This window comes from Bacillus cereus group sp. BfR-BA-01347, from assembly GCF_022663835.1.
Classification (GTDB): domain Bacteria; phylum Bacillota; class Bacilli; order Bacillales; family Bacillaceae_G; genus Bacillus_A; species Bacillus_A thuringiensis_K.
Map to the genome: position 1 here is coordinate 33251 of NZ_JAKUGG010000012.1, position 26040 is coordinate 59290.

The window sequence follows — 26040 nt, forward strand, 5'->3', positions numbered from 1 at the left end:
TGGAAAGCCCCTTTTTGTAAGGGGCTTTTTTGCATGTTAATACATGGATGGCTGTATCCATAACTTCGCAAAATTTGCCCAGCCGAATGAATCAATTGTTACGTTTTTTAAAGAAGAAGGGTATGTTTTTCTTTTTAAAACGTGATAGTTAAATAAAATGATGTGCTCTACTTGTAAAAATTCTTCGATTTCATACATGAGCTCATAGCGTTCTTCTTTATTTGCCTCTAATAAAAATGTATCAAGTAAACAGTTAATTTGTTTTTCATAGTGCGGATCCATGAACCGATTTACGAAGCAACTTTTATTTTTAAACACATTTAAGAATGCGAGTTCATGGTCAGCAGCAAATACTTCTCCCATGAAAATAATATCGGCATGTGTATCGATAGAACGATCCATATAATCTGAAACGAGAAATGGGTGAAGTTCTACATGTATGCCTAATTGTTCGCAACGTTCTTTTAGGAAATATGCGTCATTTGCACTGTCTTTAAATGCGAAGAAATAAATATGAATCGTTTCTCCGTTATAGGTGCTCTTTTTTAAATACTCTTTCGCTTTTTCTAAAGAGTAGGACCTTTTAGTAGCTTGGCGGCTTCTATCAGGGAAGAAGCTTGATGCAGCAATTGTTCGTCTACCCTCTATGTTACGAAGTATCATTTCAACATCATATAGTTCTCTCCAAGCTTTTCGAAAGTAAATGTCGTGATGAGGACCAGGTTTTGTAAAGTTGAAGCCAGCATAAATACAGCCTATTTCTTCTATTTGTATATCATGCCTTTCATTTTCCTCTTCGTTTGGTAGTTCATAATCAGCATCTATTTGCACATGGTCAGGAATACCCCAAAATTCAATACGGTCTAATAACGCGCGCTCTTTAAAATAATGGGTGAACGCTTCGAGTACGATATTATCTTCAGAGTAATGAGCAAGTTTGAAAGGTCCAGTACCTATATAATGATTATTTTGAATACTAGCATCACGCGGTAAAATTGCGAGCTGCATTGAACTTACATAGTGTAAGAAAAATAGATTTGGTTTTGCTAAATGGAATTGAATTTGCAGTGGTGATGGTGTTTCAATTTGAACAATTTCTTCTGTTAACCAATCGAAAGGAGAGTGAACTTGCTTTAATCGTTCAAATGAAAATTGTACATCTTTAGAAGTTAAAACTGTTTCGTTATGAAAATATACATCCTTTCGTAAATAAAAAGTCCATGTAAGCCCGTCTTCACTTAATTCCCACGTATGCGCAATGTGTGGTTCCATTTTTTCAGTAACATCGTTATAAACGACTAACGTATCAAAAATTTGACTCGTAAGATGGCTTTCTGTAGTTACAGCTACAAAAGCTGGATCTAATGGAAATATCTTTCTCGATATAGGAATCTTTAATATGTCGTACATATCATTTGAAGGTTCGTATCCAAAATGATGATGTAGTTTATTTTCTATCTTTTTTTTGAAGTGCAAGGGGGAGGGGGCCTTTTAAAAGAAGAAAAACGTCTTTTAATTTTTCTTTCGCTAACAGTTCATCTGCATAGGATTCAATCGCTTCTACGAAATTATGTGAAAATAGAATTTCCGTTTTATTTCCGCGTCCTCGTCCTGGAGTCCAGCTAATTAATTGCTCCTCGCTCATTTTCTTTAATAAAATCTTTACGTTTTTCGTACTGCAATATAAAACATCTGCTAATTCTTGTAAGCTATTTCGTATATGTTGTTGATCTTGTGCATGTAATCTTAATCGAATGTAATAGTCCATAATTTTCATATATACACTTCCTTCTATCATAAAAGGGGAAACTCTTTAGAATATTCTAACCTTTTTCTTCCTTTTTTTCAAAGTAAAATAAGTAAGCATAAGGAGGGGAAACAATGGGATTTTGGAGTATGCATCGAAATATAAAAATTAGAATTATAACATCATTTTTAACACGTACTGTGTCCACGATGATTTTTCCATTTATGGCGATTTATTTTTCAATAAAGTTAGGTAGTGCGATTGCTGGTGCGTTACTACTCATTAATGTCATAGCTTCATTAGTAATTGGTTTATACGGTGGATATGTTGGAGACCGGCTTGGGCGTAAAAAGGTTATGATTATCGGTCAAAGTATACAAGTCATTTCCATTGCTTGTATGGGAGTTGCGAATTCGGATTACATTGACTCACCATGGCTAACATTTGTGTTTATGTTAGTGAATAGTTTAGGGTCTGGACTTATGAATCCTGCGACAGAGGCGATGTTAATTGATGTGAGTACACCTGAAAATCGAAAAGTGATGTACAGCATTAGTTACTGGGCTATTAATTTATCGATTGCCATTGGAGCGATATTTGGAGGATTACTATTTGAAAACTATAGACTACAATTGTTTATCGTATTAACGCTTGTTGCCATTATGACTTTATATGTGATGGCTGTGTATATGGAAGAAGTGTATGTAGCACGAAAAACGGTGGAGAAGAAAAATGTATTAAAAGATATGGTAGATAGTTATAAAGTCGTGATGAAAGATAAAGCATTTTTAATTTTTTGTGCAGCGAGTATATGTACATTATCGTTAGAGTTTCAAATTAATAATTATTTAGGGGTACGTTTGCAGAAGGAATTTGAAACGGTGCACTTTTTATTCGGGGATGGTTTTACGTTTGATTTAACAGGTATTCGCATGTTGAGCTGGATTTCTGCAGAGAATACAATTTTAGTTGTGTTATGTTCAGCACTTCTTATTAAAATGCTGAAAAGCTTCAATGATTTGAAAATCTTATATGTAGGCTTATTCATTTACACGATTGGATTTACAATACTCGGAACAAGCAATAGTTTATGGATTTTATTAATTGCAGGGCTGTTCCAAACGGTAGGCGAGATGATGTATGTGCCAGTACGTCAATCTATTATGGCAGATATAGTGCCAAATGAGGCAAGAGGCTCATACATGGCGATTAACGGAATGGTCTTTCAAGTGGCAAAAATGAACGGAGCATTAGGTGTTATGCTAGGTTCATTTCTTGCATCTTGGGGCATGAGTGCTCTGTACTTTATCGTGGGTATGAGCAGTATTTTATTATTTATGAAGGCGATTGGGAGAGAGAAGTATGAGGGGGAGGCTTCTCAGATTGGATAAAATGATATGAAAAGCGATGCTAGAAATCGCTTTTCACATGGCTTTTAAAACGGATCAACTTCAGCTAAATCAGGATTGCTATTTGGGTTCGTTAATAAGACTTTCAGCTCACCTACTTCAGAGAGAGCGACGAGGATATAACCACTAATAAGGACGACGAGTCTGATGACTCTTAATGTTTGCAGTGTAATGTCACGGCTATTGTTTTCGGAGTTGTCTTGGGGCGTTGAAGGTGGATTGTTGTTCATAGTTAGGCTCCCATCTCTTGTATTTATATATGTGTAAAATCATTATTTAACTTATGGATAGGAATCGTATAGTCATTTTCACTATATGAGAAATGCCTATGAAAAGTGATTAGAAATTTGGGGACAAAGAAGGGATGGAATCCACAGATCATTAAAAACGATATTCTTTTTTATGTTTCATACAAATAAAAAGGTTAACCAAAATAGCCATTTAGCTATTTTGGTTAACCTATAATAACTATCCTAATATACGCAATGATTCTTCAATAAACGCTGGTATATCTTCTGGTTGTCTACTTGTGACTAGCTGGTTTTGGCATACGACAACCTCTGTGTCATGAAAGTTTCCGCCGGCGTTTTTTAAATCGACTTCAATAGATTTATATCCAGTGACATCACGTCCTTCAAGTGTTTGTGCAGTGATGAGTAGCTGAGGTCCGTGACAAATAGCGAAAACAGGTTTTTTTGCATCCATAAATGCTTTACTAAAGCGAACGAAACGCTCATCTGCACGAAGTATATCTGGAGAAAATCCGCCGGGTATGAAGAGTGCATCAAAGTTTTCTGGAGAAACACCATCAATATTTTTATCAATTACGACTTCGCTTTTTTCTTGTTTACCGTGTACCGTTTTACCTTTTTCCAATTCAATAGTTGTTAATTCATATCCCTTCTGTTTAAAAGCCTCTACTGGCTCTGTGTATTCTGTGTCCTCGAAATAATCCGTTATTAAAATAGCAATTTTTTTACTCATTCTAATCCGCTCCTTACATTATATTATCGGTTCCAGAATCGTCCTTGGGAAATGCCTTCTATAAATGACTCAATTGAAGTGTTTGTTAAGTTGTAAACTCCTGCTCCATCCAGTTTCACCTTACTATGGTCTAAAGCATGAGGGTCACTAAGGACATGAGCTATCGGTTTAAAATGTTTAAAAGTAGTTTCTGCAAATTCTAAAACAGGGGGTTGAATGACAGATTTACTACTAAACACTAATACTGCATCAAAAAGTGAGGAGTCTGCTGTTGTATAAGTATCCGTTACTTTAATGGAATTATTGAAATGATAAATTTTATTATCTATGATGCTATAGTTAATTCGATGCTGTGCAAAAGCTTGAATCCATTCGGACAGAAGAGAGATGCTTGGGTCACCATTTAATAGAATTGCAACATTTTTGGAATCAGCTTTAAAAATAGTATTGGACATGCTGAGTGCAGGTGATTTTGCATCTGAATTTACTTCGTGATTTTCCTTAGGTAAAGGAGCTCCAATAATGTTAGCGACTTCTTGTGCTAATTGACGATCGACGTGGTTTAAAAGAGCAATTACATTTGCCTTCACCATGTCTGATTGGCACTTCCCAACTTCAAAGCAAAAAGCTTCTTTTATATGTTGCTTTTCAATAGGGCTCATACTATTATAGAAAAGTTTAGCCTGAGAATAAAAGTTAAGGAAGCTTTTACTGCGCCCTCTAATTTTATGTCCATCAATCTTTTCTTGATAATGCTCATATCCTCCTTGTTCTGCTTGGACTGTTGCTGGTTGATTATTATTTAAGCCATTAGGATGATAGCTTGTTTGACCACGATGAATTTGCATTTGATGCATACCATCACGTTGATTATTATGAAAAGGACATACAGGCTGATTAATAGGGATTTGATGGAAATTAGGTCCTCCTAAACGAGATAATTGTGTATCTGTATAGGAGAATAATCTTCCTTGCAGAAGAGGGTCATTTGAAAAATCAATACCTGGTACGACATGACCAGGGTGGAAAGCTACCTGCTCCGTTTCCGCAAAGAAGTTATCAACATTTTTGTTCAATGTCATTTTACCAACTAGTTTTACAGGAACTTCTTCTTCCGGCCATAATTTCGTTGGATCTAAAATATCAAAATCAAATGCATGCTCATCTTCTTCTGGAATTAACTGTAATCCAAGCTCCCATTCCGGATAATCGCCTTTTTCAATTGCTTCGTATAAATCTTGACGATGGAAATCAGGATTTTTCCCAGCAATCTTTTGAGCTTCATCCCATACTAATGAATGAACCCCAAGGGCAGGTTTCCAGTGAAACTTTACGAAATGGGCTTTTCCTTCTGCGTTAATGAGTCGAAATGTGTGAACTCCAAAACCTTCCATCATTCGTAAACTACGCGGAATAGCACGGTCGCTCATTTGCCACATGACCATATGCGTGGACTCAGGGTTATGTGCAACAAAATCCCAAAAGGTATCATGAGCGCTAGCTCCTTGAGGAATATCATTATGTGGTTCTGGTTTAACTGCATGGACAAAATCAGGGAATTTAATAGCATCTTGGATAAAGAATACTGGCATATTATTGCCTACTAAATCATAGTTTCCTTCATCTGTATAAAATTTTGTAGCGAATCCGCGTACATCTCTTACTGTGTCGTTGGATCCTTTAGAACCTTGAACGGTTGAGAAACGTACAAATACAGGTGTTTTCTTTGAAGGATTTGTAAGAAAATCTGCTTTCGTATATGCTTCTAACGATTCATAAAGCTGAAAATAACCATGAGCGCCAACTCCGCGTGCATGAACAATTCTTTCGGGAATTCGCTCGTGATCAAAATGGGTCATTTTCTCGCGAAAGTGGAAATCCTCCATTAAGGTTGGGCCTCTTAAGCCCATCTTTAAAGAAAATTCATCTTCGGCTATTTTTACTCCTTGGTTTGTTGTTAAAGCATGTTTGCATTGATTGTCGGTAACATGGTGTTTCAATTGTTCCGTTTTTTTATTCACAATATAGGCCCCTCCTTTACTCTGTTAATTTAATAGATACCCTTTTTATTAGGACGTAAACATGTATTATCGTTTTTGTATGTAAAATCATAAAATATCGGTTGTTCCGGTGATTCTTGTTTGAGGAAAAAAATAAAACGCCAAGGAGAAAATTCATTTTCTCCTTGGCGTTTAAGATAATTCTTTTCGTTAAAATGAGGAAACACGTTGCTTCGTTTTTGGTACAATAATAAATTTGATCCAGAGTAACCCGATAATCATAATGATAAGGCTATGTAAAATTTCTCCTGTAGCAAGGAGTATAACAATTGAAAATACAATGAGTTGAATACTTAGCAATATAAAGATTAAGTGAAGAAATTGATTCAGTCGTTTTTCAGTATCAATTGGATATAATGCTACAATAATATTTCCCGAAAAATATTTCCATAGGGAACGGAGCTGCATAGAAATCATATATAGGACGATGTAAGCGATAGCGCCCTTTACGTATATGTTTGGTATAAAATATAAGGCGAAGGCACCAATCAGCCCTAAGCGAATATATATACCGAAATAATCATTCCCGCGTAAAAATGCGAGTGTATGTAAATAGAAGAAAGTTGCTCGTTTTTTATGTAATAAAGGTTCAATCCAAGTTGTAAGCCATTTTCTTTTATTTACTTGCTTGTTTAGTTGCGGAACATCGGTGAAGATGCTAGCAAATTGATAGAAACGAACGTTCATTTTTTCTTCTTGCTCGATTATGTAATCCCACGGTATTCGTTTTGTAGGCTGTTTTTTCGTGTATAGAAGTAGGAAAGCAAGTAGTAAGAGTAATCCGCCTAATATGAGAACATTTGCTACATAAAACAGCATATAAATGACTAGGGCGTTACAAGCAATACGAATGATCAGCCATATATTTTTTTCGTGACTATCACGCCACATCCAATGTATGTATATGTTCCAAGCTTTCGTAACCATTAAAACGAGAAAGATTGTACAGAAGAAAGGTATCGTTAATTGTAATGATTGCAGTGCAAGCGGAACGAGAATAAGGAACGTAAATAATAATGGGAAAAGCTGAATGATGTAATTATATAGAAGAGATTTTTTGAAATAAGAAGTTAATTTCTCTTCTAGTGCTAGTAAATAGACAGCGTCAGGTTTCTGAATAAATGTACGAATAGGGCATCTCGTTATAATGAATGTAAGTACAATCGTGATGAGTAGTAAAGATATTCCTTTAGAAGGAGATGTTTTTAGAAACTGAGCATAGTAGTATGCGCCAACGCATGAAATAAAGATAAAGCTATATAGTAAACCGTTAATCATACGTGCAAAGTATGTAATGATATTTTGAATATGTTGTTGGAAACGGCTGTTCCATAGTGATTCGATTGACATGTTTTTCACCTCTTTGTTCTATTATATATGTTTTGTAAAAGAAAAAACGAGCAAATTGCGTTATGCAACTTGCCCGTCTTTCTTTTCGTTATTTTTTTTCTGATCACGATTCATTAATGGATAGAAGGCAAAGCCGATTACGAATAAACCAATTCCGAGAAGGAACGTTTTTATATCGGCTGCGCCTGTTTTAATAACCCATAGTGCGTAGCAAAGTGCGATAACTGCGACTATGCCATCTGTAATTCTTGCCCGCATTTCATTTTTATATGTTTCACCAGTTGCGACTAGTTTTAACTGGAAGATTGGTGAAACGAGATATGGAATGAGGTAGGCCAGTGTCGATACGGTAATAACGAATGTATAAGCTTCCGCAATGGTTCCTGATAATGTTGAGAATAGGAATACTTGCGACATAATGTTTGTTAATCGTAATGAGTAAATTGGACTTCCTTTTTTATTTGTTTTTGCGAAGAAGGAAGGGAAGAAACCTTCTTTTGCTGCTTGATAAGGGACTTCTGAGCTTAATAAAATCCAGCCTAAGATAGAACCGAACAGGGAAGTAAGAGCAAGTAATGCCATCAGTTTCCCGCCGCCATGACCCATTGCAGCATTTAATGCATCTGCTAATGGACGTTCAGAAGCTTGTAATGTATCAACGTGAAGTACACCCATTGTTAAAATTGTGATTCCTAAGTAAATTGCAACTGTAATAAGTAATCCCGCAACTGTTGCACGTTTTACCGTTTTTGGAGAAACAGCACGGTTTGATAAAAGAACCGCTGATTCAATTCCGATAAACGCCCAAAGCGTTGTAAGAGCAGCTAAATTTACTTGTGAAAGAAGACCGTGTGATGCACCTGATTTATCAATCATCGGTGTGTACCATTGTCCAAACTTAGAAGCTTCGAATGCAAATAACGTAACGACGATGAATAAAAGGAATCCAGTTACTTTCGTTGTTGTTGCTAAAAAGTTTAGCTTTCCAGCTCCGCTTACACCGTTTGTTAATATAATATGAGTTCCCCAAAGTAAGATGGAACAAATCGTAAATGTAATTAGTTTTCCGACTTCTACGTTAAACGAACCGATTGAAAATAGTAGTCGCGTATCTTTCATAATTGGGAAGAAGAGTGATAAATATCCCGCAAATGATGTAATGATGGCAACGTTACTTGCCCAGTTTGCAACCCAATATCCCCATACCATACTGAAACCAGCCATTTTTTTCTTTTTTGGTGTTGAGAATAAAGCATATGCATGACTTTGTGGCCCTGTCGTTAAATCAGGACGACGAATTGCTAAATTACCGAAAACAAGAGCTAGCATTAAAACACCAAACCCTGTAGTTAACCAAGCTAAAGTGACACCGAGTGGGCTTGCTGTTTGTGCCAACGTACTTGGCACCATGAAAATACCAGCGCCAACCATGTTACCGACAACGAAAGCTGTTAGTACCCAAAAGCCCCATTTTTTTTGTTGCATAGAAAATACCTCCAAAGTTAGTATAACCAAGTCAAGCGAGGAGATATGTATGTCTTCCTGAGTCAGGAAGAGAAGTCCCAAACAAAACAAAAAAAGCACGTAATTTGCCGCTACATGCTTTCTATCTTATAAGAAACCCACGACATACCTCTCGATAGCTCTCCACAAACGAAACGTTTGTGACAGTTCTGCACTTATTAAATGCAGACCCAGCAAGCGTGCATGGTGGACACGACTTACTTCGGCAACCATTCCTTTCTCATTCCTTCATCAATGCCACTACATCTCCTGAAATGATACTCTTAATGATTGCAACCTCTACCTCACCGAGATACGAATGAGGATTTAAATATTAAATTAACGTCTTTAAGAGTAACAAATGAATTTTTATACGTCAATGGATATAGTAATAATCAGATTATAGAGAAGAGTTTGTGATTAAAAGTGAGTTAGGAGAAGATGTAACGATTATTAGTTCTGCAGAAGAAACAGCGATAGAGTTAAGTACCATTTTACAGCACAAAGGAATTTTGTCTGACAATCTGAATCCGAAGCATCGTTTTTTTACGACGGGATCTGTTTTATCATTTGAACATATTGCTGAGCAATGGCTAGGGTATCAAATTTCTGTAGAATGTGTACATTTGCCTATGCAAAATGCGTGTATGCATAATTAAGATTTAGTAAATTACGTTTTTAAATAAATAAGGTTCGTTTCATAAGAAGGAAAGACTAAGCTTTTAATTGAATTGATTAAGGTCATTTCAATTAAAGGGGAGATTGGATTATGGAATTATCAAGATCTCAATTATTTGCTTTAGAGTATATTTCAAAATATGCAGAGAACGAAAAACGAGAGGCTAAAGCAACGATTAATCATATACTTAAAATGTCTAATATTACAGATGAAATATTTGAAGAAGCTGTCGCTAATTTAAAATCTCATGCACGGATTGCTTTACACTTTCATCCAGACAGACTAGATTCGAGTATGAAAAGTGTTGCTGAAGCACTGTTTGAGCAAGGAATATATAAAAGTCAGTTTGAAACATTGCTATCTAATGGAAGCGTATCTGCTTACCCTGGTGGTGAACGTGACTTTTGGGAAAAGAGAATATTTGGAGGGGCATATCAATTAGAAGGCGTAACGAATGATCAACGGCCAAAATACGGAGCGCTAAATTTAATGTTACATCCAGATGGGCCGGCTCCGCGTTTTGGTTCATGTTATTTTCTCTTATCTCCAAAAGTTTCTTCGCGCTCTACATATACATATTTAGATTCGCATCAAGATCCCAAAGAAAAGGGGACTTATGAGGAGTTTGATATGATTTTAGCTGCTCTTTTGGAAGAGACATTCGTAAGAGATTTTGCAATTGGTGAAGGGAATTTGACGCCAACAATATTAATTAATCATTTACTGGCTAATCTGAAAAGGCCGTTTATAGATTTAGTAAGCAAAGAGCCAGCCCGTAATCTTAATCATTATATCGAAGCGCAAATTCATGGAGAGATTTCTCTTAAAGAAGACGTAGAGGTGCTTGTTGCAGATCCTTCATTTAAGGGTACGGATGTAGGAAAAGTTTTAGAAGAAATTTGCCTGAAGTATGTGATTGATTTGTATTGGCACATCGGTTTTGTACTTATGGTAGACGAAGTTCCAATGGATTTTAGAGGTTCAAAAATGCCATCTTTAGCAAGACGCATTGCACGGAATCATTGTATCGATGCCAATATAATTGGCTCTGCTGTAGTGGATTTGAAACGCAATCCATTATCTTGGAGTGATCGTGGTACTTATGAAGAAGTGCTTCAGGAATTAAAATTATTATGGCATGTTTTAGTTCGATTTGGAAAACCAAATCGGAAGTAGAACTAACTACTCTGTTTTTTGGAAGTATATATAGAAAAGAAGCTGATCTAAAAATAGATCAGCTTCTTTTTATAAGATTAAACTAAGTTTAATACAGTTACTTTTTCACGTGTCATAGACTCAAGGCTCTTACGAATACCTTGTGCGCCCATACCTGAACCTTTTACACCGATGAATGGGAAGTGGTCAGGGCCGCGCTCTGTGCGTCCGTTAATTTGAACAGAACCAGTTTCGATTTTGTTAGCAATTGCAAATGCTTTGTTAATGTCTTTTGTGAAGACACTTGCTTGCAGACCGAACTCTGATTTGTTAGCAATCTCAATTGCTTGCTCATCTGAAGAAACACGGATGATTGGAAGGATTGGGCCGAATGGCTCTTCCCAAGCAACTTTCATTTCTTCTGTTACGTGGTCGATTAATGTTGGGTAAATTAAGTTACGCTCACGTTTGTTACCGATAACGATTGTAGCACCTTTTTCAACAGCATCGTCAACTAAGCCTTGAACGAAGTCAGCAGACTTGTCGTCGATTAATGGAACGATTGTGCTGTCTTGTTCTGGAGATCCAACTGATAGTTCAGCTACTTGCGCTTTTAATAAGCTAACAAGCTCGTCCGCTACGTTTTCGTGTACAAGTACACGTTTAATAGCTGTACAACGTTGACCAGAGTAAGAGAATGCACCGCTTACGATATGGTTTGCAGCATCTTGTAAGTCAGCATCTTCACGAACGATACCAGGATCTTTACCACCAAGTTCTAATACAAGTGGAATCATTGAAGCTTTTTTCGCTAAATGTTTACCTGTGTTTGTACCACCTGTGAACGATACCATATTGATGCCTTCGTGTTCTACTAAGTAGTCACCAATTACAGAACCGCGTCCTGTAGCTACGTTTACAAGACCTTTTGGAAGGCCAGCTTTGTGAAGTGCTTCCACCATTTTAATACCACTAATTGCACCTTGAGTTGCTGGTTTGAAAATAACAGCGTTACCCATAATTAATGCTGGTGCAAGTTTTGCAGCAGATAAGTTTACTGGGTAGTTAAACGGTGCGATTGCTAATACAACACCAAGTGGTGCGCGTTGGATAATCGCAAGTTTAGATTTTGTACCGCCCGGGAAGCTATCGCCCATCATGCTTTCTCCGTGCATATGTAAAGCTTCTTCGATCGTGTAACGAATGAAGTCAGCTGTACGAACAACTTCTTTCTTCGCATCTTTATATCCTTTACCGACTTCTTTCATAATGATATCGGCAATTTCATCTTGCATATTTACGAGCTCATCAGCCCATTTATATAAATATTTTGCGCGATCTTGTAGAGAAGCTTCTGCCCATGATTTTTGAGCTTCTTTTGCAGATGCAATTGCTTCATCTACTTCTCCGCGAGTAATTGCTTGTACTTGTCCAATTACTTCGTGTAAGTATGGAGATGGAATTTCGATTGTTTCTCCTGAAGAGCTTTCTCTCCATTCTCCATTTAAATAAAATTTGTACGTATTGCTAGTTGTCATGATTAGTCCTCCTAAAATAGCAACTTGTAAGAGTGAGTATAAGGTGATTGTAGGGGGTTTGATAACATTTTTCAAATGAAATGTTTGTGAAAACGATTTCTTATTATTTTTTTATTTTGTATGCCCTTTCTTACAGAACATTCCCTTATTTCAAAATGATGTATCGTATATTTTCATTCGATCTGTAAAAAAAAATAATTGACAGAATACTCAATAAAGTTGTAAGATTATAAATGGAAAATAAATGAAAGGGGTGTGCGTAATGATTGTAATCGTAAATGTAATGGGTTTAGCTCTGTTAAATGGCAGAAAACATTCATATCATTACGCAACCCGTGCGGATATATAAGGCATTCTCTGTCTTATAAAAAGCGTACGTTGCGTATATCGTAACGTACGCTTTTTATGCATTTTTGTGCATATCGTCAAGCGGCGGTATGCTTTTTTTGTTTATTTTCCATATTCCTATATAAAACTTTGGAAGGTGGACAAATGTGATGAGATTGTATGGGTTACGAAATGTAAATGTAATGGGTTTGGATAGTGGATAAAGAAATGAGAAGTAAACGAGAACGAGAAGGGAGAGGTTACATTGTTATCAGTATTACTAAAGTTAAAATGGTTTTTTAAAAAGCACTGGAAGAGATATAGTATTGCCATTGGAGCTCTTTTAATTGTGAATATAGTTGAAGTGATTCCCCCGAAAGTGTTAGGGGTTACGATAGATAACATAAAAACAGGAACGTTATCAAACGAAGCTATTATACAGTCTATTCTTATTTTAATAGGGGTTACAATCGTTGGGTATGGTCTTACTTTCGTATGGCAACATCAATTGTTTGGAGGTGCATTCGTACTTGAGAAAACGATGCGCTCTAAATTTATGGGGCATTTACTTAAGATGACGCCGACTTTTTATCAAAAAAATCGTACTGGTGATTTAATGGCGAGAGCGACAAATGATTTGAAAGCAATCGCTATGACAGCTGGTTTTGGTATATTAACGCTCGTGGATTCGAGTTTATATATGCTTACGATTGTCTTTATGATGGGATTTACAATTAGTTGGGAGCTTACATTTGCGGCGCTTATCCCGCTTCCAATTATGGCGTATGCGATGAATATATATGGAAAGAAATTGCATGAAAGATTTACAGTTGCGCAAGATGCGTTTGGTGATATGAACGATAAAGTGCTTGAATCAATCGCTGGTGTGCGCGTTATTCGTGCATACGTACAAGAGAATGCAGACGAGGAAAGATTTCATCACTTAGGAGATGACGTCTACGAAAAAAATATGAAAGTAGCGAGAATTGACGCATTATTCCAACCAACTGTGAAAATGCTTGTTGGCCTTAGTTATTTAATCGGTTTAGTGTACGGCGCATATCTTGTATTTCAATCAAAGGTAACACTTGGTGAACTTGTTTCATTTAACGTGTATTTAGGGATGATGATTTGGCCGATGTTTGCAATTGGTGAATTAATTAATGTTATGCAAAGAGGAAATGCTTCGCTTGACCGTGTGAATGAAACGTTAGCGTATGAGCCAGATGTAAAGAATCCGAAACATCCAAAGCTTGTGCAAGAGCCGGATTATATTCAGTTTGATGATGTGTCTTTCTCATATCCTTCATCAACTGAAACAAATTTAAAAAAGGTTTCTTTCACATTAAAGCAAGGAGAAACGCTAGGGGTTGTCGGAAAAACAGGAAGCGGGAAAACGACGCTTGTACGTCAGCTTCTTCGCCAATATCCGCTTGGAGATGGAGATATTGCAGTTTCTGATGTGACATTAGATAAAATGACGAATGAAAATGTACTCGGCTGGATTGGTTATGTACCACAGGAGCATATTTTGTTCTCAAAAACAGCGCGAGAAAATATTTTATTCGGAAATAGGGAAGCGACGGAAGAAGAACTAGAGAAAGCAATTGAAATTGCTGCGTTTAAAAAGGATTTAGAGTTTTTACCAGAAGGGTTAGAAACGCTCGTTGGAGAGAAAGGTGTTTCTTTATCAGGAGGGCAAAAACAAAGGATTTCGATCGCAAGAGCTGTTATTCAAAATCCAGAAATTTTAATTTTGGATGATTCTTTATCAGCTGTAGATGCTCGTACGGAAGCAGCGATCATTGAAAATATAAGAACGGAAAGAAGCGGAAAGACGACGATTATTACGACGCATCGTTTATCTGCCGTACAACATGCGGATTGGATTCTCGTTATGGATGAAGGCGCAGTTATAGAAGAAGGTACGCATGATCAGCTTATCCAAAAGGGAGGCTGGTATGCTGAGCAGTTTGAAAGACAACAAGGTGAAAGTGAAAGTGCGGATAGTGGGGTGAAAATATGAGCGTTTCAAAACGATTATTTCAATACGCGATGAAAGTGAAAGGGACGATTTTTGCAGCGATGTTAATGTTATTTATTTTCGTCATCGCAGAGCTTGCCGGTCCTTTCGTCGCTAAAACGATGATTGACGATCATATCGTCGGGATAGAGAAACCTTGGTATGAAACAGAACAGAGTGAAGAAGCTGTTTCGTATAATGGCGCCTTTTATAAGCGAAGCGATCGCTTCCAGCAAGGCGAGACAAAAGGTAAAGAAGTACGTGTGATGCAAGTTGGTTTTCAATATTATTTTGTACCGAATAAAGTGAATATTGAAGGATCACGTACTGTAAAAGGGGGGATGATTACCGTTCAAAATGGTAAGGCGGTGCAAGTGTATAAAGCGAAAGCATTAACGAAAGAAGAAGTGTTTGCGTTTTATAAACCGGAAATAAACCGTCTATTATTGCTTGGTGGTGGCTATTTCGCTTTACTAGTAGTCGTATCATTATTTGCATACGGAAAGCAATTTTTCTTACAGAAGGCAGCGAACAAAATTATTCAAATTATGAGGGAAGATGTGTTTTCTCATATTCAAACGTTGCCAATTCGGTACTTTGATCATTTACCGGCGGGGAAAATTGTTTCGCGTGTGACGAATGATACAGAGGCCATTCGTGATTTATATGTAACGGTGCTGGCAACATTCGTTTCTAGTATCATTTATATTATTGGGATATTTGCTGCGCTATTTTTACTAGATGTGAAGCTCGCTTCATTATGTTTGTTAATTATCCCGATTTTAATTGTTTGGGCCATTTTATATAGAAAATATGCGTCTGTATACAATCATAAAATGCGTTCGCGTTTATCTGATATTAACGGAACAGTGAATGAATCCATTCAAGGGATGCCAATTATTCAAGCGTTCCGTCAAGAGCGTGAAACGAAAAAAGAGTTTGAAGAATTAAATGGCGATTATTTTAAGTATCAAAATAAAATTTTAAATTTAAATGCAGCAACTTCGCATAACTTAGTAGCCGTATTAAGAAATATCGCTTTCACAGGAGTAATTTGGTATTTCGGCGGTGCGTCATTAAGTGCTACAGGTATTATTTCACTTGGGGTACTGTATGCGTTCGTCGATTATTTAACACGATTATTCTCGCCAATTACGAATATGGTGAACCAGCTTGCAAACTTAGAGCAAGCGCGCGTTGCATCAGAACGTGTCTTTGAATTGTTAGAGGAAAAAGGAGAAGCGGTAGAAGAAGAACGTATGCCTCGTTTAAAAGGAAATGTAAAATTTGATAATGTATCATTTTCTTATAATGGAAAAGATGAAGTGTTAAAAAATATTTCTTTTGAAGCGAAACAAGGCGAGACAGTGGCACTTGTCGGTCATACTGGATCAGGAAAAAGTTCCATCATGAATGTACTCTTTCAATTTTATGAGTTTGAAAAAGGGAAACTTACGATTGATGGTCACGATGTAAAAGAAATGCCGAAACAAGCAACTCGTGAGCATATGGGAATCGTACTGCAAGACCCGTTTCTTTTCAGCGGAACGGTTGCTTCCAATGTAAGCTTAGAAAACGAAAAAATTTCAAAAGAGCGTATCATAAAAGCATTGCATGATGTGGGTGCTGAAAGATTTGCGAACAATATAAATGAAGAAATTACAGAAAAGGGAAGTACACTTTCAACCGGAGAACGTCAGCTTATATCGTTTGCTAGGGCGCTTGCTTTTGATCCCGCTATTTTAATTTTAGATGAAGCAACGTCTAGTATTGATACAGAAACAGAGGCGATGATTCAACAAGCATTGGAAGTTGTAAAAAAAGGAAGAACGACATTTATTATTGCTCATCGTCTTTCAACGATTAAAAGCGCAGATCAAATTATTGTGCTCGATAGAGGGACGATTTTAGAAAAAGGGTCTCATGATGAACTAATGAAAAAGCGCGGGCGTTATTACGATATGTACAAAACGCAAATGGAAGGTAATCAGAGTGCTTAATATGTACGGGGGAGAACTTGTGATTTTCACAAGTTCTTTTTTATTGATGAACATGTCGACTCTTTAGCAAATTACGACAGTTAAATAAGAAGTATTGTTTTACCTTTTTCTCCATAAATGCTATATTAAAAAATGTTACTTATTTTTTGTATGTAGCGTTATTTTTCCCTTTTGTTTGATTATGAAGAAAAAGGATAAACTAAATAAGAACATTTTCATTGAAAAATTGTTCAAGATTGCATACAATCAATATAGTTTTTAAATTCCTATCAGAATACTTGGAGGATTACTATCATGAAGAAATTATTTTCAGTGCTTGCAGTAACTACATTAGCGATCGGGATTGTAGCCGGCTGCGGTAAAGAAGAGAAAAAAGATACAGCTAGTCAAGACGCGTTACAAAAGATTAAACAAAGCGGTGAACTTGTAATTGGTACAGAAGGTACATATCCACCATTTACGTTCCACGATTCAAGCAATAAATTAACTGGATTTGACGTTGAATTAGCAGAAGAAGTTGCAAAACGTTTAGGTGTAAAACCTGTATTTAAAGAAACACAATGGGATAGCTTACTTGCTGGCCTTGATGCAAAACGTTTCGATATGGTTGCAAACGAAGTTGGTATTCGTGAAGATCGTCAAAAGAAATACGATTTCTCTAAGCCATACGTTTCATCTTCAGCGGCATTAGTTATTGCAAAAGATAAAGATAAGCCTGCTACATTTGCTGATGTAAAAGGATTAAAAGGAGCACAATCTTTAACGAGTAACTATGCAGATATCGCTAAGAAAAATGGTGCGGAAATTATTGGTGTAGAAGGATTTAGCCAAGCGGCAGAGTTATTAGCTTCAGGACGCGTTGATTTTACAATTAATGATAAGTTATCAGTATTAAATTATTTAGAAACGAAAAAAGATGCAAAAATTAAAATTGTAGATACTGCAAAAGAAGCTTCAGAAAGTGGATTCTTATTCCGTAAAGGTAGCGATAAGCTTGTACAAGAAGTAGATAAAGCGTTAGATGATATGAAAAAAGACGGTACGTATGACAAAATAACGAAAAAATGGTTCGGTGAAAATGTATCTAAGTAGTGCATTGGTTTCAGATCGATTGTCTACTTGGATAGATATTATGCAGACTTCCTTCATGCCTATGCTGAAGGAAGCTGTTTTTACAACAATTCCATTAACGCTTATTACATTTATTATCGGGATTATACTGGCAACGTTAACAGCGCTCGCACGTATTTCTGGTAGTCGTATTTTACAATGGATTGCTCGTATCTATGTATCTATCATTCGTGGAACGCCACTTCTTGTACAATTATTTATTATTTTCTATGGACTTCCAACTCTTAATATTGAAGTTGAGCCATATACAGCAGCAGTTGTTGGATTTTCATTAAATGTCGGTGCATATGCATCTGAAATTATTCGTGCTTCTATCCTTTCCATTCCGAAAGGGCAGTGGGAAGCAGCTTATACAATTGGGATGACATATCCACAAGCATTAAAACGTGTTATTTTACCACAAGCAACGCGCGTATCAATCCCGCCGCTTTCGAATACGTTTATTAGCTTAGTGAAGGATACTTCATTAGCATCGTTAATTTTAGTAACAGAAATGTTCCGAAAAGCGCAGGAAATTGCGGCGATGAACTACGAGTTTTTAATTGTTTATTTTGAAGCAGGTCTTATTTATTGGGTTATTTGTTTCTTATTATCAATCGTACAACAGATGTTAGAAAAGCGTTCAGAACGCTACACATTAAAATAATCCTTTTACAAAAGGAGTTTTTGTTTTTATGATTTCAATTCAGCACTTACAAAAAAGTTTCGGAGATAATACCGTACTAAAGCATATAGATTTAACAGTTGAGAAGGGCGAGGTTGTTGTTATTATTGGGCCGTCTGGATCTGGTAAAACGACATTCTTACGTTGTCTCAATGTATTAGAAACACCAAACGCTGGTAATATTCGTATCGGTAATAAAGAGCTTAACTTCTCTCAAAAAGTAACGAAGAAAGATATTGTTAATCTTCGTACGCAAACAGGTATGGTATTCCAGCACCATAATTTATTCCCGCATTTAACAGCACTTCAAAATGTAATGGAAGGGCTCGTTACAGTGAAAAAGATGGGGAAAGAAGAAGCGAAGAAAAAAGCAAACTATTTCCTTGAAAAAGTTGGTTTAGCAGATAAAGTGGATTTATATCCGTTCCAATTATCAGGCGGACAACAACAGCGCGTTGGAATTGCGCGTGCGCTTGCGATGGAGCCGGAAGTGTTACTATTTGATGAGCCGACGTCAGCGCTTGATCCTGAACTCGTTCAAGAAGTTCTGAAAGTAATGAAAGAACTTGCTAAAGAAGGCATGACGATGGTTATTGTAACGCACGAAATGCGTTTTGCACATCAAATTGCGAACCGTGTTATCTTCATGGATGGTGGTGTCGTTGTCGAACAAGGTACACCAGAAGAAGTATTTACAAATCCAAAAGAAGAACGTACGAAGAAGTTTTTACAAATGTTGCAATAAATTAAGGAAGGTCTCAAGGCATATGCCTTGAGACCTTTTTGCCATATATATTTATTTGTGGAATCCGCCAAGGCTTTGCTCAGCCATTGCAACTAGACGTTTTGTGATTTCTCCACCAACTGAACCGTTAGCGCGAGCCGTAGAATCTGCTCCTAATTGTACACCAAATTCTTGAGCGATTTCGTACTTCATTTGATCGATTGCAGCTGTTGCACCTGGTACTACTAATTGATTTGAAGAATTTTGGTTTGCCATAGGAATATATCCTCCTTAGAGTTATAAAAGTTTTTTTGGTTGGACTAGCTGGAGTTGAACCAGATTATCGCCCCGGTTGGCGCTAATCCATCGGTAATTAAGTTTGTACTCATAGTATGGATGTTACCTAGAAAGATATACAAAATAATAATTTGTAAATTTTGTCAAAAAAACTTATTGATTTCGTAAATTATGAAATAAGAGTAATCGTTGTATTTTTAAGAAAACAGGCCAAACTAAGAGGGATATTAAATATATTTTTCTCTTTGTAGCCTATTACTTGTAGGCTAATCATTAGCTTCTTATTTATGATTTATTGAAATGAAATCGGTAGCAACTTTATAGTTCTATTTTTAAGTAGTGGTGGAGTGACCGCTCCTATGCCTGGATAGGTTGCTTTCTTTCTTTCTTCACTCTAAAAAAGAGAGGCTTTAAACGATAATGTATGGAGGAATCATGATGGGGATTTGCCCGCTTTGCAACGCATTAGAATCACAAACATATTCTTGTCAAAATTGCCAAAGTATACTCCAAGATTATGGGAAGTCTGTAGATTACATAGACGATTATAGTGCCTATATGGATCAAGAATTATTAAGTGCAGTAGATGGTTTAACGCATAATAATTCAAATGAATATTGCAATCATATTTTTTATTGCGGAGTATGTAACGTGGAAACTGAGGTTGTAGTAAAACTTGTGTAAATAGAAAACTTCCACCTTATTATCTAGGTGGAAGTTTTTGTTTTTGTATTTGTGAGTGAATCATAGGAGAAGGGATATGTTCGGTGTTTGATGAAGCCCCTGATTTTATTTGAGACATTTTTTCTTTTGTATCACGTAAAGAATGTTCAGTTAAGTAGATGGCATATTCGTAAAATAATTGGCGTGTCAGTTCACTTTGTTCTTTTAATTTGGCATCTTGGAATACAGTTCGCCCAGGTTTAGAGTTGGCTTCAAAGAGCCACGGATTTTCCTTTGTGTCTAAACCGATATCAAAACCGATTTCTCCAATATTTCCGGTTACTTGTTCATCGAGCGCGTAACTTATTTGTAAGGCAGTATGTTTTAATTTATTTTCAATTTGAACTTGTTTCGTTGAATCTGGAAAAAGCTCTTGTAATAATTTTGTATCACCGCCGCTATTTACGTGCGTTGTTAAACTGCCTTTGCCGGCAATTTTGGCGACAATTGCACTAACTATCCAATTACCGAAATGATTTTTATTTGTATGAATGCGGAAATCAACAGGTTGCCCATCGAAGCGAAGTAACGAAATACCTTGCTGTACGATAAACTTTTTTAAATCATGTCCTTTTAATAAGTGGTTTAGAAGAGTTTCTAATGATTGATACTTTCTCAGTTTATTTTCTTCATTTTCGCGATAACGACAGTAGTAGCAATTCTCTGTTTGAGAATAAAATATTTGATGAATATTTCTACCAAAGCTCCCGTGTATTGGTTTCATGTACACTGATTTATACGTGCCAAGAAACCGTTCTACTTGTTCAAAATGCTGAAATGTTTCTGTATGTGGTAATAAGGGTTTAATTGATTCGTCTTTCATAAGAAGTTGATGAACTTCCCATTTATTGAAAAAACCTGGGTTAAACCATGGGATGGAGTAGTCATGTTCTAACTTTCTTTTTGCTCTGACAATTGGTTTATAATTTTCCGCTTGTCGATTCGGTAATCGATCGTAAATGACATTTGGTAAAGGGACTTTTTTCTTTATCCATTGTTTCTCTTGAAAGAAATATCCTTCAATCGTTTCTTCTTCCCAGTTTATATGTTGAACGCCAAAGACGAATACGAACGGTCGTAATGAGAATGGTGGTGTTAACAACTCACTGAGAGCAATTGAACGATTTCCTAAAGGGTTAGAAGAATCATCGTTAAAGCCAGTTGTAAAAATGCCAATCAATGGTCCGAAAATAATCGTTTGGTTTTGTGTGAATGCATGAATAGTAGTTGATTGAGGCAGTAAAAGTTTTTCGGCAATATGTTTTCCGATAATAATTTCGCGAGTAAAGGAATAATGAATTTTCACCTCTTCACTTGCTATATGACGTATGCCGAAGGAGAGGGATGTAATAGGTGGTGTAATAGAAAAAACGTAAGGTAAAGTAATGCTATTTGGATGTTCATCTGAAATATTTAATGTATATATATGTTCTTTCAAAATCGGTTTACCTCCTTTCATTATGGTGTAAAGCGACTGAATTTAAGTGGTCCGTGAAATATCTTTTCAGCTAATGAATCACTATGACGAATGTATTGTTCGTAAGGAGGGATCGTGTTGACATACATAAGCCAGATTGCACCTTTTTGATCCATAATTGTGGAAAGTTCTAGTTCAAATAACGAAGAATAAGACTGATCTAGTGTTTGGAATACTTCATTTATAATGTCGTGTAAAGCGTCGTGTAATAGTTGCACACCTGTACTAGATAGTACGTATTTAATTTTTGAAAATGAATGCAATGAATCATCGTCCGTTGCTGAGGGTAAAAGCTGATTAGGAAATGAGCTTTTTTGTATAAATTGACCGATAACATTCCAAGTTTGTTCTTTGTTTTTTTGCAAAATGGTTCGAATGTGCAGTGGATATGTTAATTGATTTGGTGGTTGTAGCATAGTATGCACTATGTAGCGTGATGAACGTATGTTAGATTTACACCAAGATATAAATTCATCTGTCCTCTTGATTGGAATAGAAGTATGGTATTTTTCATTTACTGTATCGATATGAAACGTTTTATTTTTGTAAGCGACTCGATATAAGTTATCTTTAGAATGTATATTAGTGGGGCGTATAATAATATCTTTAGTTTTTAACAACAGTTTGAAAATGATTTGTATCGTTGCCACTTCAAATTTTGGTATATAAGGAGACAGTTTTTTATTAGTAAGAAATAAATCATGTAGTTCACTTAAGTTAATAAGTGTGTTATTTAAAAAGGTAGTGGAAGGACGGTTGTGCAAAGAGTGAATAATTGATTTTGCTTTTTCAAAGTCTGTTTCCTCGTGAAAAGAATAACGATCATATATATAAGAAGGAATAGGGAATGTTTGCTCTTTCCATTTTCCTGTATCTGTATCGTAAATAAGACCAGAAACAAGGTCTGTTTTAGAATCAATACAAAATGGCGTAAACTGGGCAACGACATTATGATAAAGCCGAGCGCGTTTAGCGATTTCGGTGTAATACGTTTGCTCATAATGAAGTTTAGAAGTTAAAAGGCCGAGAACCAACGAAATCACTCCTTTACTACTATTTGCATAAAAGGCGAAGCTATATATTGCAAATACGTTTTTATACCATTATACTTTTGTCCGTATGATGATATGCTATAGTTTTGGAGAAGTGAAAGGTTGATTGTAATGAATATATGGTTAAATATGTTAACGACGACAGGACTCGGAGCAATTATTGGGGGATATACGAATCATCTAGCGATAAAAATGTTATTTCGTCCTCATCGTCCTATTTATATCGGAAAGTTTCAAGTTCCATTTACACCAGGATTAATTCCGAAGCGTCGTGATGAACTTGCTGTTCAATTAGGGAAAATGGTTGTAGAGCATTTGTTAACACCAGAAGGAATCGGAAAGAAGTTAACAAATGAAGAGTTTCAAAAAGGTTTAATCCACTGGGCCAAAGTAGAAGTGGATAAAGTAATTACGAATGAACAATCACTGCGACATATGTTAGAGAAATGGAATGTAGCGCATGTAGAAGATGAAGCGATTCGAAAAATCGAACATGTGATTACAGAAAAAATTCATGCATTTTTAGCAGAGTATTATACATATACATGGGAACAGGCTTTACCTCATTCTGTACATGAAAAGATAGAGAATGCGATTCCGAATGCCTCGGCGTTTATTTTAGAGCGAGGAATTAGCTTTTTTGAAAGTGAAGAAGGGAAAGCGCGTCTTTCAAAAATGATTGATGATTTCTTTGCTTCTCGCGGAACGCTACTTAACTTAGTCGGAATGTTTTTAGGAAATGTAAGTGTAGTGGATCGTGTGCAGCCAGAAGTTATTAAGTTTTTAGGTCAAGATGGTACAAAGCAGCTTTTAACTGATGTACTGCAAAAAGAGTGGGAAAAGTTAAAAGGAAGAGATGTAAAAGAATTAGAAGCATTTGTAGAGAAAGAAATGATTGTAAGCTCCGTGCTGTCAGCAGTTAAAGTAGAGGAAACAGTGAGTAAGTTTTTAAATCAATCTGTTCAGCAAGTATGTGAACCAGTTCGAGAAACAATTATTGAAAAAGTGGTTCCAAGCACAGTAACGAAAGGCTTGAAGTGGGGAACAGAAAATGTAGAGAGTATACTAAACAATCTACACCTTGCGGAAATTGTCCAGCAAGAGGTGTCTACATTTTCAACAGAAAGATTAGAAGACCTAGTTCTGTCTATTACGAAAAACGAATTGAAAATGATTACGTATTTAGGAGCGTTATTAGGCGGAATGATCGGACTCGTACAAGGATTGTTACTATTGTTTCTTAGATAATAAGGTGAGTACATAGAAATAAAAGTGAAATTTCTTCACATCTCTTGCATAGTTTGATATGGTAAGAAGAGGTGCGTATGTAAATGCACTGAAAAGGCAGTGCGAGTGAAAAGCGCTAGCCTTCTAAAGGAGGAAAAATAAAATGACAAAGAACATTCATGATGTTGCATATGAATTACAAAAAGCAATCGCTGAAAACGAAGACTTCAAAACTTTAAAAGAGAGCTACGCAGCAGTTCAAGCTGATGCGGCTTCAAAGAACTTATTCGATGAGTTCCGTACAATGCAACTTAGCTTACAACAAAAAATGATGCAAGGCCAAGAAATCACTGAAGAAGACAACCAACAGGCACAAGAAGTTGTAGCTCGCATTCAACAAGATGCTAAAATTACAAAATTAATGGAAACTGAGCAACGCCTAAACGTTGTAATCGGTGACGTTAACAAAATTATCATGAAGCCACTTGAAGAATTATATAGCGCGCAACAACAAGCGTAATAGTGGAAGACGCTCCTATGGGAGCGTCTTTTTTGTTTAGGGAATTTAATAGTTATACCACAAAAACTCCCTTTCAAAATAGCCATTTCTTATTGGTTATTTTGAAAGGGGTATGTAATACATCTAATTTTTTTATTGCTGTTAATTGAAGTTTTAATGTTCTTTTCCTTCAAAAACTTTTCAATTTCTTTTTGCTTCCTACCATTAGCTTTCTCAAAGCGCTTTGTAAAAGAGAAATCAGTTTTGAATAATTTACCATCTTGAGCGAGTTTGTCTAATTCTTGATCTAGTTCTACTGAAAGTGCTGTAGATGATGAAATAAATTCATATATTTCTTTTGAAGGCTTTTTGTAATCATCAGGGATTGTATTATTACTAATAAAATTATGGAAGTTTGTATCATTTTGTTTCGCTAATTCTATTAGTTTTTGTAATTTTTCTCGGTCAGATTCAGTGATATTTTCATCGGATGTAGTGGATGAAAGTGGAACGATATTTTCGTCTAACTCTCCGCTATAATTTAAATAACTTTTTATATTTTGTTTCATTTCGTCTTCACTAATAGTTTCATTTTTCTTTGAGGAACTAAATATATTTTCTGGAACTTTAATAACAACATCTTTGATAGATTGTACATCATTTTTTTTCTTAGGCTGTACACTGTTTGAACAAGCTGATAGAAATAACATTGTAAGTAACATGAGTGGGTATAAAATATAATTTTTCATCTTAATCTCCTTTTGCATTAGTGTCGTTGCAAAATAGCTACATTCCATTTCAAATACTTAACTAAAGCTACGTATAGATGTTTTATTATTTGATAACATATGACTGATATTAGTAAGCCGATGCAAAAAGCTATGAATACATTGTAAACATCGGAATAACTGATTTGATGAAACCCTTTAAAGAATCCTAACCCTATTAATAATATAGGCGAAATAATTAATAACGGTGTAGCAATTATAAGTGCTAGAAGAAGCGGTAATAGAAAGAGTAATACGAAAAAGGCGATAATGATAAATATAAAGTTTAAAACACTTAAGCTCATAACAGAAAACAGTGCTTTCATAATGTTTTTTAGGCTGCGCCTATTGTCAGCGTTGCTTATTGCATATGAAACGTTAAGTTCTTTAGCGATAGTTTTAGGGTTTCCTAGTTTTTTAGAAATTTCCTCTTCAGATATTCCATCCTGTTTACCACTAATAAAATGAGTTTCGTACTCCGAGATAATATCCTCCTTTTCTAAAATATGCATATTCCGTAGGGAAGAACTAAGTTGCTCTAAAAATTCACTTTTGTTCATAACAATCACTTTCCTTTATAAAATGATGAATTATGGCTGAAAATCCTATCTTTTTTCTAAACAGCACACACAATCTATATCTACTTTTTGAAAGGAGATATAGATTGTGAATAACATTCCAAATAATGGTTATTCCATTATTTA

At 35.9% G+C, this 26040-nt stretch carries 21 protein-coding genes, 2 pseudogenes and 1 riboswitch; of the genes and pseudogenes, 11 read left to right on the forward strand and 12 right to left on the reverse strand.

Annotation, left to right across the window (positions count from 1 at the left end; all coding sequences use genetic code 11):
* Nucleotides 1-36: 36 nt before the first annotated feature.
* Nucleotides 37-1777: pseudogene (locus MR143_RS17815) on the reverse strand (SgrR family transcriptional regulator).
* 104 nt (nucleotides 1778-1881) lie between these two features.
* Between MR143_RS17815 and MR143_RS17820 the strand changes: the two are divergent.
* A complete protein-coding gene (locus MR143_RS17820) occupies nucleotides 1882-3138 on the forward strand; it encodes an MDR family MFS transporter (protein ID WP_000508199.1) in 1257 nt (418 codons plus the stop codon).
* 44 nt (nucleotides 3139-3182) lie between these two features.
* Here MR143_RS17820 and MR143_RS17825 read toward each other — a convergent pair whose 3' ends face one another.
* From MR143_RS17825 to MR143_RS17845, 5 genes are all read right to left on the reverse strand, one after another.
* The gene (locus tag MR143_RS17825) at nucleotides 3183-3386 is read right to left on the reverse strand and encodes a hypothetical protein (protein ID WP_002163857.1); all 204 of its coding nucleotides are present in this window, start codon (nucleotides 3384-3386) and stop codon (nucleotides 3183-3185) included.
* A gap of 238 nt (nucleotides 3387-3624) precedes the next feature.
* Nucleotides 3625-4140, reverse strand: a complete 516-nt coding sequence (locus MR143_RS17830; protein ID WP_000037533.1) for a type 1 glutamine amidotransferase domain-containing protein — start codon at nucleotides 4138-4140, stop codon at nucleotides 3625-3627.
* Nucleotides 4141-4163: 23 nt separating this feature from the next.
* On the reverse strand, nucleotides 4164-6161 hold the full coding sequence (locus MR143_RS17835) for a catalase (RefSeq protein ID WP_202822437.1): 1998 nt from the start codon (nucleotides 6159-6161) through the stop codon (nucleotides 4164-4166).
* Between the two features lie 189 nt (nucleotides 6162-6350).
* The gene (locus MR143_RS17840) at nucleotides 6351-7550 is read right to left on the reverse strand and encodes an ABC transporter permease (protein WP_000021351.1); all 1200 of its coding nucleotides are present in this window, start codon (nucleotides 7548-7550) and stop codon (nucleotides 6351-6353) included.
* 60 nt (nucleotides 7551-7610) lie between these two features.
* Nucleotides 7611-9035, reverse strand: coding sequence for an amino acid permease (locus tag MR143_RS17845; RefSeq protein WP_001186306.1), 1425 nt, complete (start codon nucleotides 9033-9035; stop codon nucleotides 7611-7613).
* Between the two features lie 147 nt (nucleotides 9036-9182).
* Nucleotides 9183-9364: riboswitch (Lysine riboswitch) on the reverse strand.
* Between the two features lie 99 nt (nucleotides 9365-9463).
* Between MR143_RS17845 and MR143_RS17850 the strand changes: the two are divergent.
* Together MR143_RS17850 and MR143_RS17855 are read left to right on the forward strand one after the other, a co-directional pair.
* A pseudogene (locus tag MR143_RS17850) lies at nucleotides 9464-9712 on the forward strand (glutamate racemase); the annotation flags it as partial.
* A gap of 110 nt (nucleotides 9713-9822) precedes the next feature.
* The gene (locus MR143_RS17855) at nucleotides 9823-10908 is read left to right on the forward strand and encodes a DUF3626 domain-containing protein (protein WP_242280877.1); all 1086 of its coding nucleotides are present in this window, start codon (nucleotides 9823-9825) and stop codon (nucleotides 10906-10908) included.
* A 77-nt stretch (nucleotides 10909-10985) separates the two neighbouring features.
* Here the strand turns inward: MR143_RS17855 and gapN are convergent, their stop codons facing one another.
* A complete protein-coding gene (gapN, locus tag MR143_RS17860; RefSeq protein WP_000213634.1) occupies nucleotides 10986-12425 on the reverse strand; it encodes an NADP-dependent glyceraldehyde-3-phosphate dehydrogenase in 1440 nt (479 codons plus the stop codon).
* A 592-nt stretch (nucleotides 12426-13017) separates the two neighbouring features.
* On the opposite strand from gapN, the gene MR143_RS17865 reads away from it, so the two are divergent.
* The 5 genes from MR143_RS17865 to MR143_RS17885 all read left to right on the forward strand — a co-directional run bounded on the left by MR143_RS17865 (nucleotide 13018) and on the right by MR143_RS17885 (nucleotide 19315).
* Nucleotides 13018-14778, forward strand: a complete 1761-nt coding sequence (locus MR143_RS17865) for an ABC transporter ATP-binding protein (RefSeq protein WP_000953779.1) — start codon at nucleotides 13018-13020, stop codon at nucleotides 14776-14778.
* A complete protein-coding gene (locus MR143_RS17870; RefSeq protein WP_000116656.1) occupies nucleotides 14775-16775 on the forward strand; it encodes an ABC transporter ATP-binding protein in 2001 nt (666 codons plus the stop codon). The genes MR143_RS17865 and MR143_RS17870 overlap by 4 nt, the downstream gene beginning before the upstream one ends.
* 294 nt (nucleotides 16776-17069) lie before the next feature.
* Nucleotides 17070-17867, forward strand: coding sequence for an amino acid ABC transporter substrate-binding protein (locus MR143_RS17875; protein WP_000732841.1), 798 nt, complete (start codon nucleotides 17070-17072; stop codon nucleotides 17865-17867).
* Nucleotides 17854-18552, forward strand: coding sequence for an amino acid ABC transporter permease (locus tag MR143_RS17880; protein WP_000281499.1), 699 nt, complete (start codon nucleotides 17854-17856; stop codon nucleotides 18550-18552). The genes MR143_RS17875 and MR143_RS17880 overlap by 14 nt, the downstream gene beginning before the upstream one ends.
* Before the next feature lie 28 nt (nucleotides 18553-18580).
* Nucleotides 18581-19315 (forward strand): amino acid ABC transporter ATP-binding protein, encoded by a 735-nt coding sequence (locus tag MR143_RS17885; protein ID WP_000623610.1) that lies wholly within the window; start codon nucleotides 18581-18583, stop codon nucleotides 19313-19315.
* 51 nt (nucleotides 19316-19366) lie between these two features.
* Here MR143_RS17885 and sasP read toward each other — a convergent pair whose 3' ends face one another.
* On the reverse strand, nucleotides 19367-19570 hold the full coding sequence (sasP, locus tag MR143_RS17890) for a small acid-soluble spore protein, SasP family (RefSeq protein ID WP_000013338.1): 204 nt from the start codon (nucleotides 19568-19570) through the stop codon (nucleotides 19367-19369).
* Between the two features lie 459 nt (nucleotides 19571-20029).
* Here sasP and MR143_RS17895 point away from each other — a divergent pair, with 459 nt between their 5' ends.
* Nucleotides 20030-20275, forward strand: a complete 246-nt coding sequence (locus MR143_RS17895; protein ID WP_000510474.1) for a hypothetical protein — start codon at nucleotides 20030-20032, stop codon at nucleotides 20273-20275.
* Between the two features lie 19 nt (nucleotides 20276-20294).
* Here the strand turns inward: MR143_RS17895 and MR143_RS17900 are convergent, their stop codons facing one another.
* Together MR143_RS17900 and MR143_RS17905 are read right to left on the reverse strand one after the other, a co-directional pair.
* Nucleotides 20295-21752: a YheC/YheD family endospore coat-associated protein gene (locus tag MR143_RS17900; RefSeq protein ID WP_000658098.1), complete on the reverse strand. Its 1458-nt coding sequence runs from the start codon at nucleotides 21750-21752 to the stop codon at nucleotides 20295-20297.
* A 20-nt stretch (nucleotides 21753-21772) separates the two neighbouring features.
* Nucleotides 21773-22825 carry a YheC/YheD family endospore coat-associated protein gene (locus MR143_RS17905; protein WP_000242822.1) on the reverse strand — a complete coding sequence of 351 codons (1053 nt, stop codon included), beginning with the start codon at nucleotides 22823-22825 and terminating at the stop codon, nucleotides 21773-21775.
* A 129-nt stretch (nucleotides 22826-22954) separates the two neighbouring features.
* Here MR143_RS17905 and MR143_RS17910 point away from each other — a divergent pair, with 129 nt between their 5' ends.
* A complete protein-coding gene (locus MR143_RS17910; RefSeq protein ID WP_061884832.1) occupies nucleotides 22955-24091 on the forward strand; it encodes a DUF445 domain-containing protein in 1137 nt (378 codons plus the stop codon).
* A gap of 142 nt (nucleotides 24092-24233) precedes the next feature.
* Nucleotides 24234-24590 (forward strand): YlbF/YmcA family competence regulator, encoded by a 357-nt coding sequence (locus MR143_RS17915; protein WP_000164612.1) that lies wholly within the window; start codon nucleotides 24234-24236, stop codon nucleotides 24588-24590.
* A gap of 89 nt (nucleotides 24591-24679) precedes the next feature.
* Here the strand turns inward: MR143_RS17915 and MR143_RS17920 are convergent, their stop codons facing one another.
* Together MR143_RS17920 and MR143_RS17925 are read right to left on the reverse strand one after the other, a co-directional pair.
* Nucleotides 24680-25318 carry an NDxxF motif lipoprotein gene (locus MR143_RS17920; protein ID WP_000800760.1) on the reverse strand — a complete coding sequence of 213 codons (639 nt, stop codon included), beginning with the start codon at nucleotides 25316-25318 and terminating at the stop codon, nucleotides 24680-24682.
* Nucleotides 25319-25335: 17 nt separating this feature from the next.
* Nucleotides 25336-25896, reverse strand: a complete 561-nt coding sequence (locus MR143_RS17925; protein ID WP_001042959.1) for an HAAS signaling domain-containing protein — start codon at nucleotides 25894-25896, stop codon at nucleotides 25336-25338.
* Nucleotides 25897-26040: the final 144 nt, after the last annotated feature.

Excerpts from the sequence above, each read along its gene's own strand:
- MR143_RS17885 (WP_000623610.1), top strand. The coding sequence starts at position 18,581 with ATGATTTCAATTCAGCACTTACAAAAAAGTTTCGGAGATAATACCGTA.
- MR143_RS17845 (WP_001186306.1), bottom strand. The coding sequence starts at position 9,035 with ATGCAACAAAAAAAATGGGGCTTTTGGGTACTAACAGCTTTCGTTGTC.
- MR143_RS17820 (WP_000508199.1), top strand. The coding sequence starts at position 1,882 with ATGGGATTTTGGAGTATGCATCGAAATATAAAAATTAGAATTATAACA.
- MR143_RS17870 (WP_000116656.1), top strand. The coding sequence starts at position 14,775 with ATGAGCGTTTCAAAACGATTATTTCAATACGCGATGAAAGTGAAAGGG.
- MR143_RS17875 (WP_000732841.1), top strand. The coding sequence starts at position 17,070 with ATGAAGAAATTATTTTCAGTGCTTGCAGTAACTACATTAGCGATCGGG.
- MR143_RS17840 (WP_000021351.1), bottom strand. The coding sequence starts at position 7,550 with ATGTCAATCGAATCACTATGGAACAGCCGTTTCCAACAACATATTCAA.
- MR143_RS17920 (WP_000800760.1), bottom strand. The coding sequence starts at position 25,318 with ATGAAAAATTATATTTTATACCCACTCATGTTACTTACAATGTTATTT.
- MR143_RS17855 (WP_242280877.1), top strand. The coding sequence starts at position 9,823 with ATGGAATTATCAAGATCTCAATTATTTGCTTTAGAGTATATTTCAAAA.
- MR143_RS17830 (WP_000037533.1), bottom strand. The coding sequence starts at position 4,140 with ATGAGTAAAAAAATTGCTATTTTAATAACGGATTATTTCGAGGACACA.
- MR143_RS17880 (WP_000281499.1), top strand. The coding sequence starts at position 17,854 with ATGTATCTAAGTAGTGCATTGGTTTCAGATCGATTGTCTACTTGGATA.
- MR143_RS17825 (WP_002163857.1), bottom strand. The coding sequence starts at position 3,386 with ATGAACAACAATCCACCTTCAACGCCCCAAGACAACTCCGAAAACAAT.
- MR143_RS17895 (WP_000510474.1), top strand. The coding sequence starts at position 20,030 with ATGGGGATTTGCCCGCTTTGCAACGCATTAGAATCACAAACATATTCT.
- gapN (WP_000213634.1), bottom strand. The coding sequence starts at position 12,425 with ATGACAACTAGCAATACGTACAAATTTTATTTAAATGGAGAATGGAGA.
- MR143_RS17915 (WP_000164612.1), top strand. The coding sequence starts at position 24,234 with ATGACAAAGAACATTCATGATGTTGCATATGAATTACAAAAAGCAATC.
- MR143_RS17925 (WP_001042959.1), bottom strand. The coding sequence starts at position 25,896 with ATGAACAAAAGTGAATTTTTAGAGCAACTTAGTTCTTCCCTACGGAAT.
- sasP (WP_000013338.1), bottom strand. The coding sequence starts at position 19,570 with ATGGCAAACCAAAATTCTTCAAATCAATTAGTAGTACCAGGTGCAACA.
- MR143_RS17910 (WP_061884832.1), top strand. The coding sequence starts at position 22,955 with ATGAATATATGGTTAAATATGTTAACGACGACAGGACTCGGAGCAATT.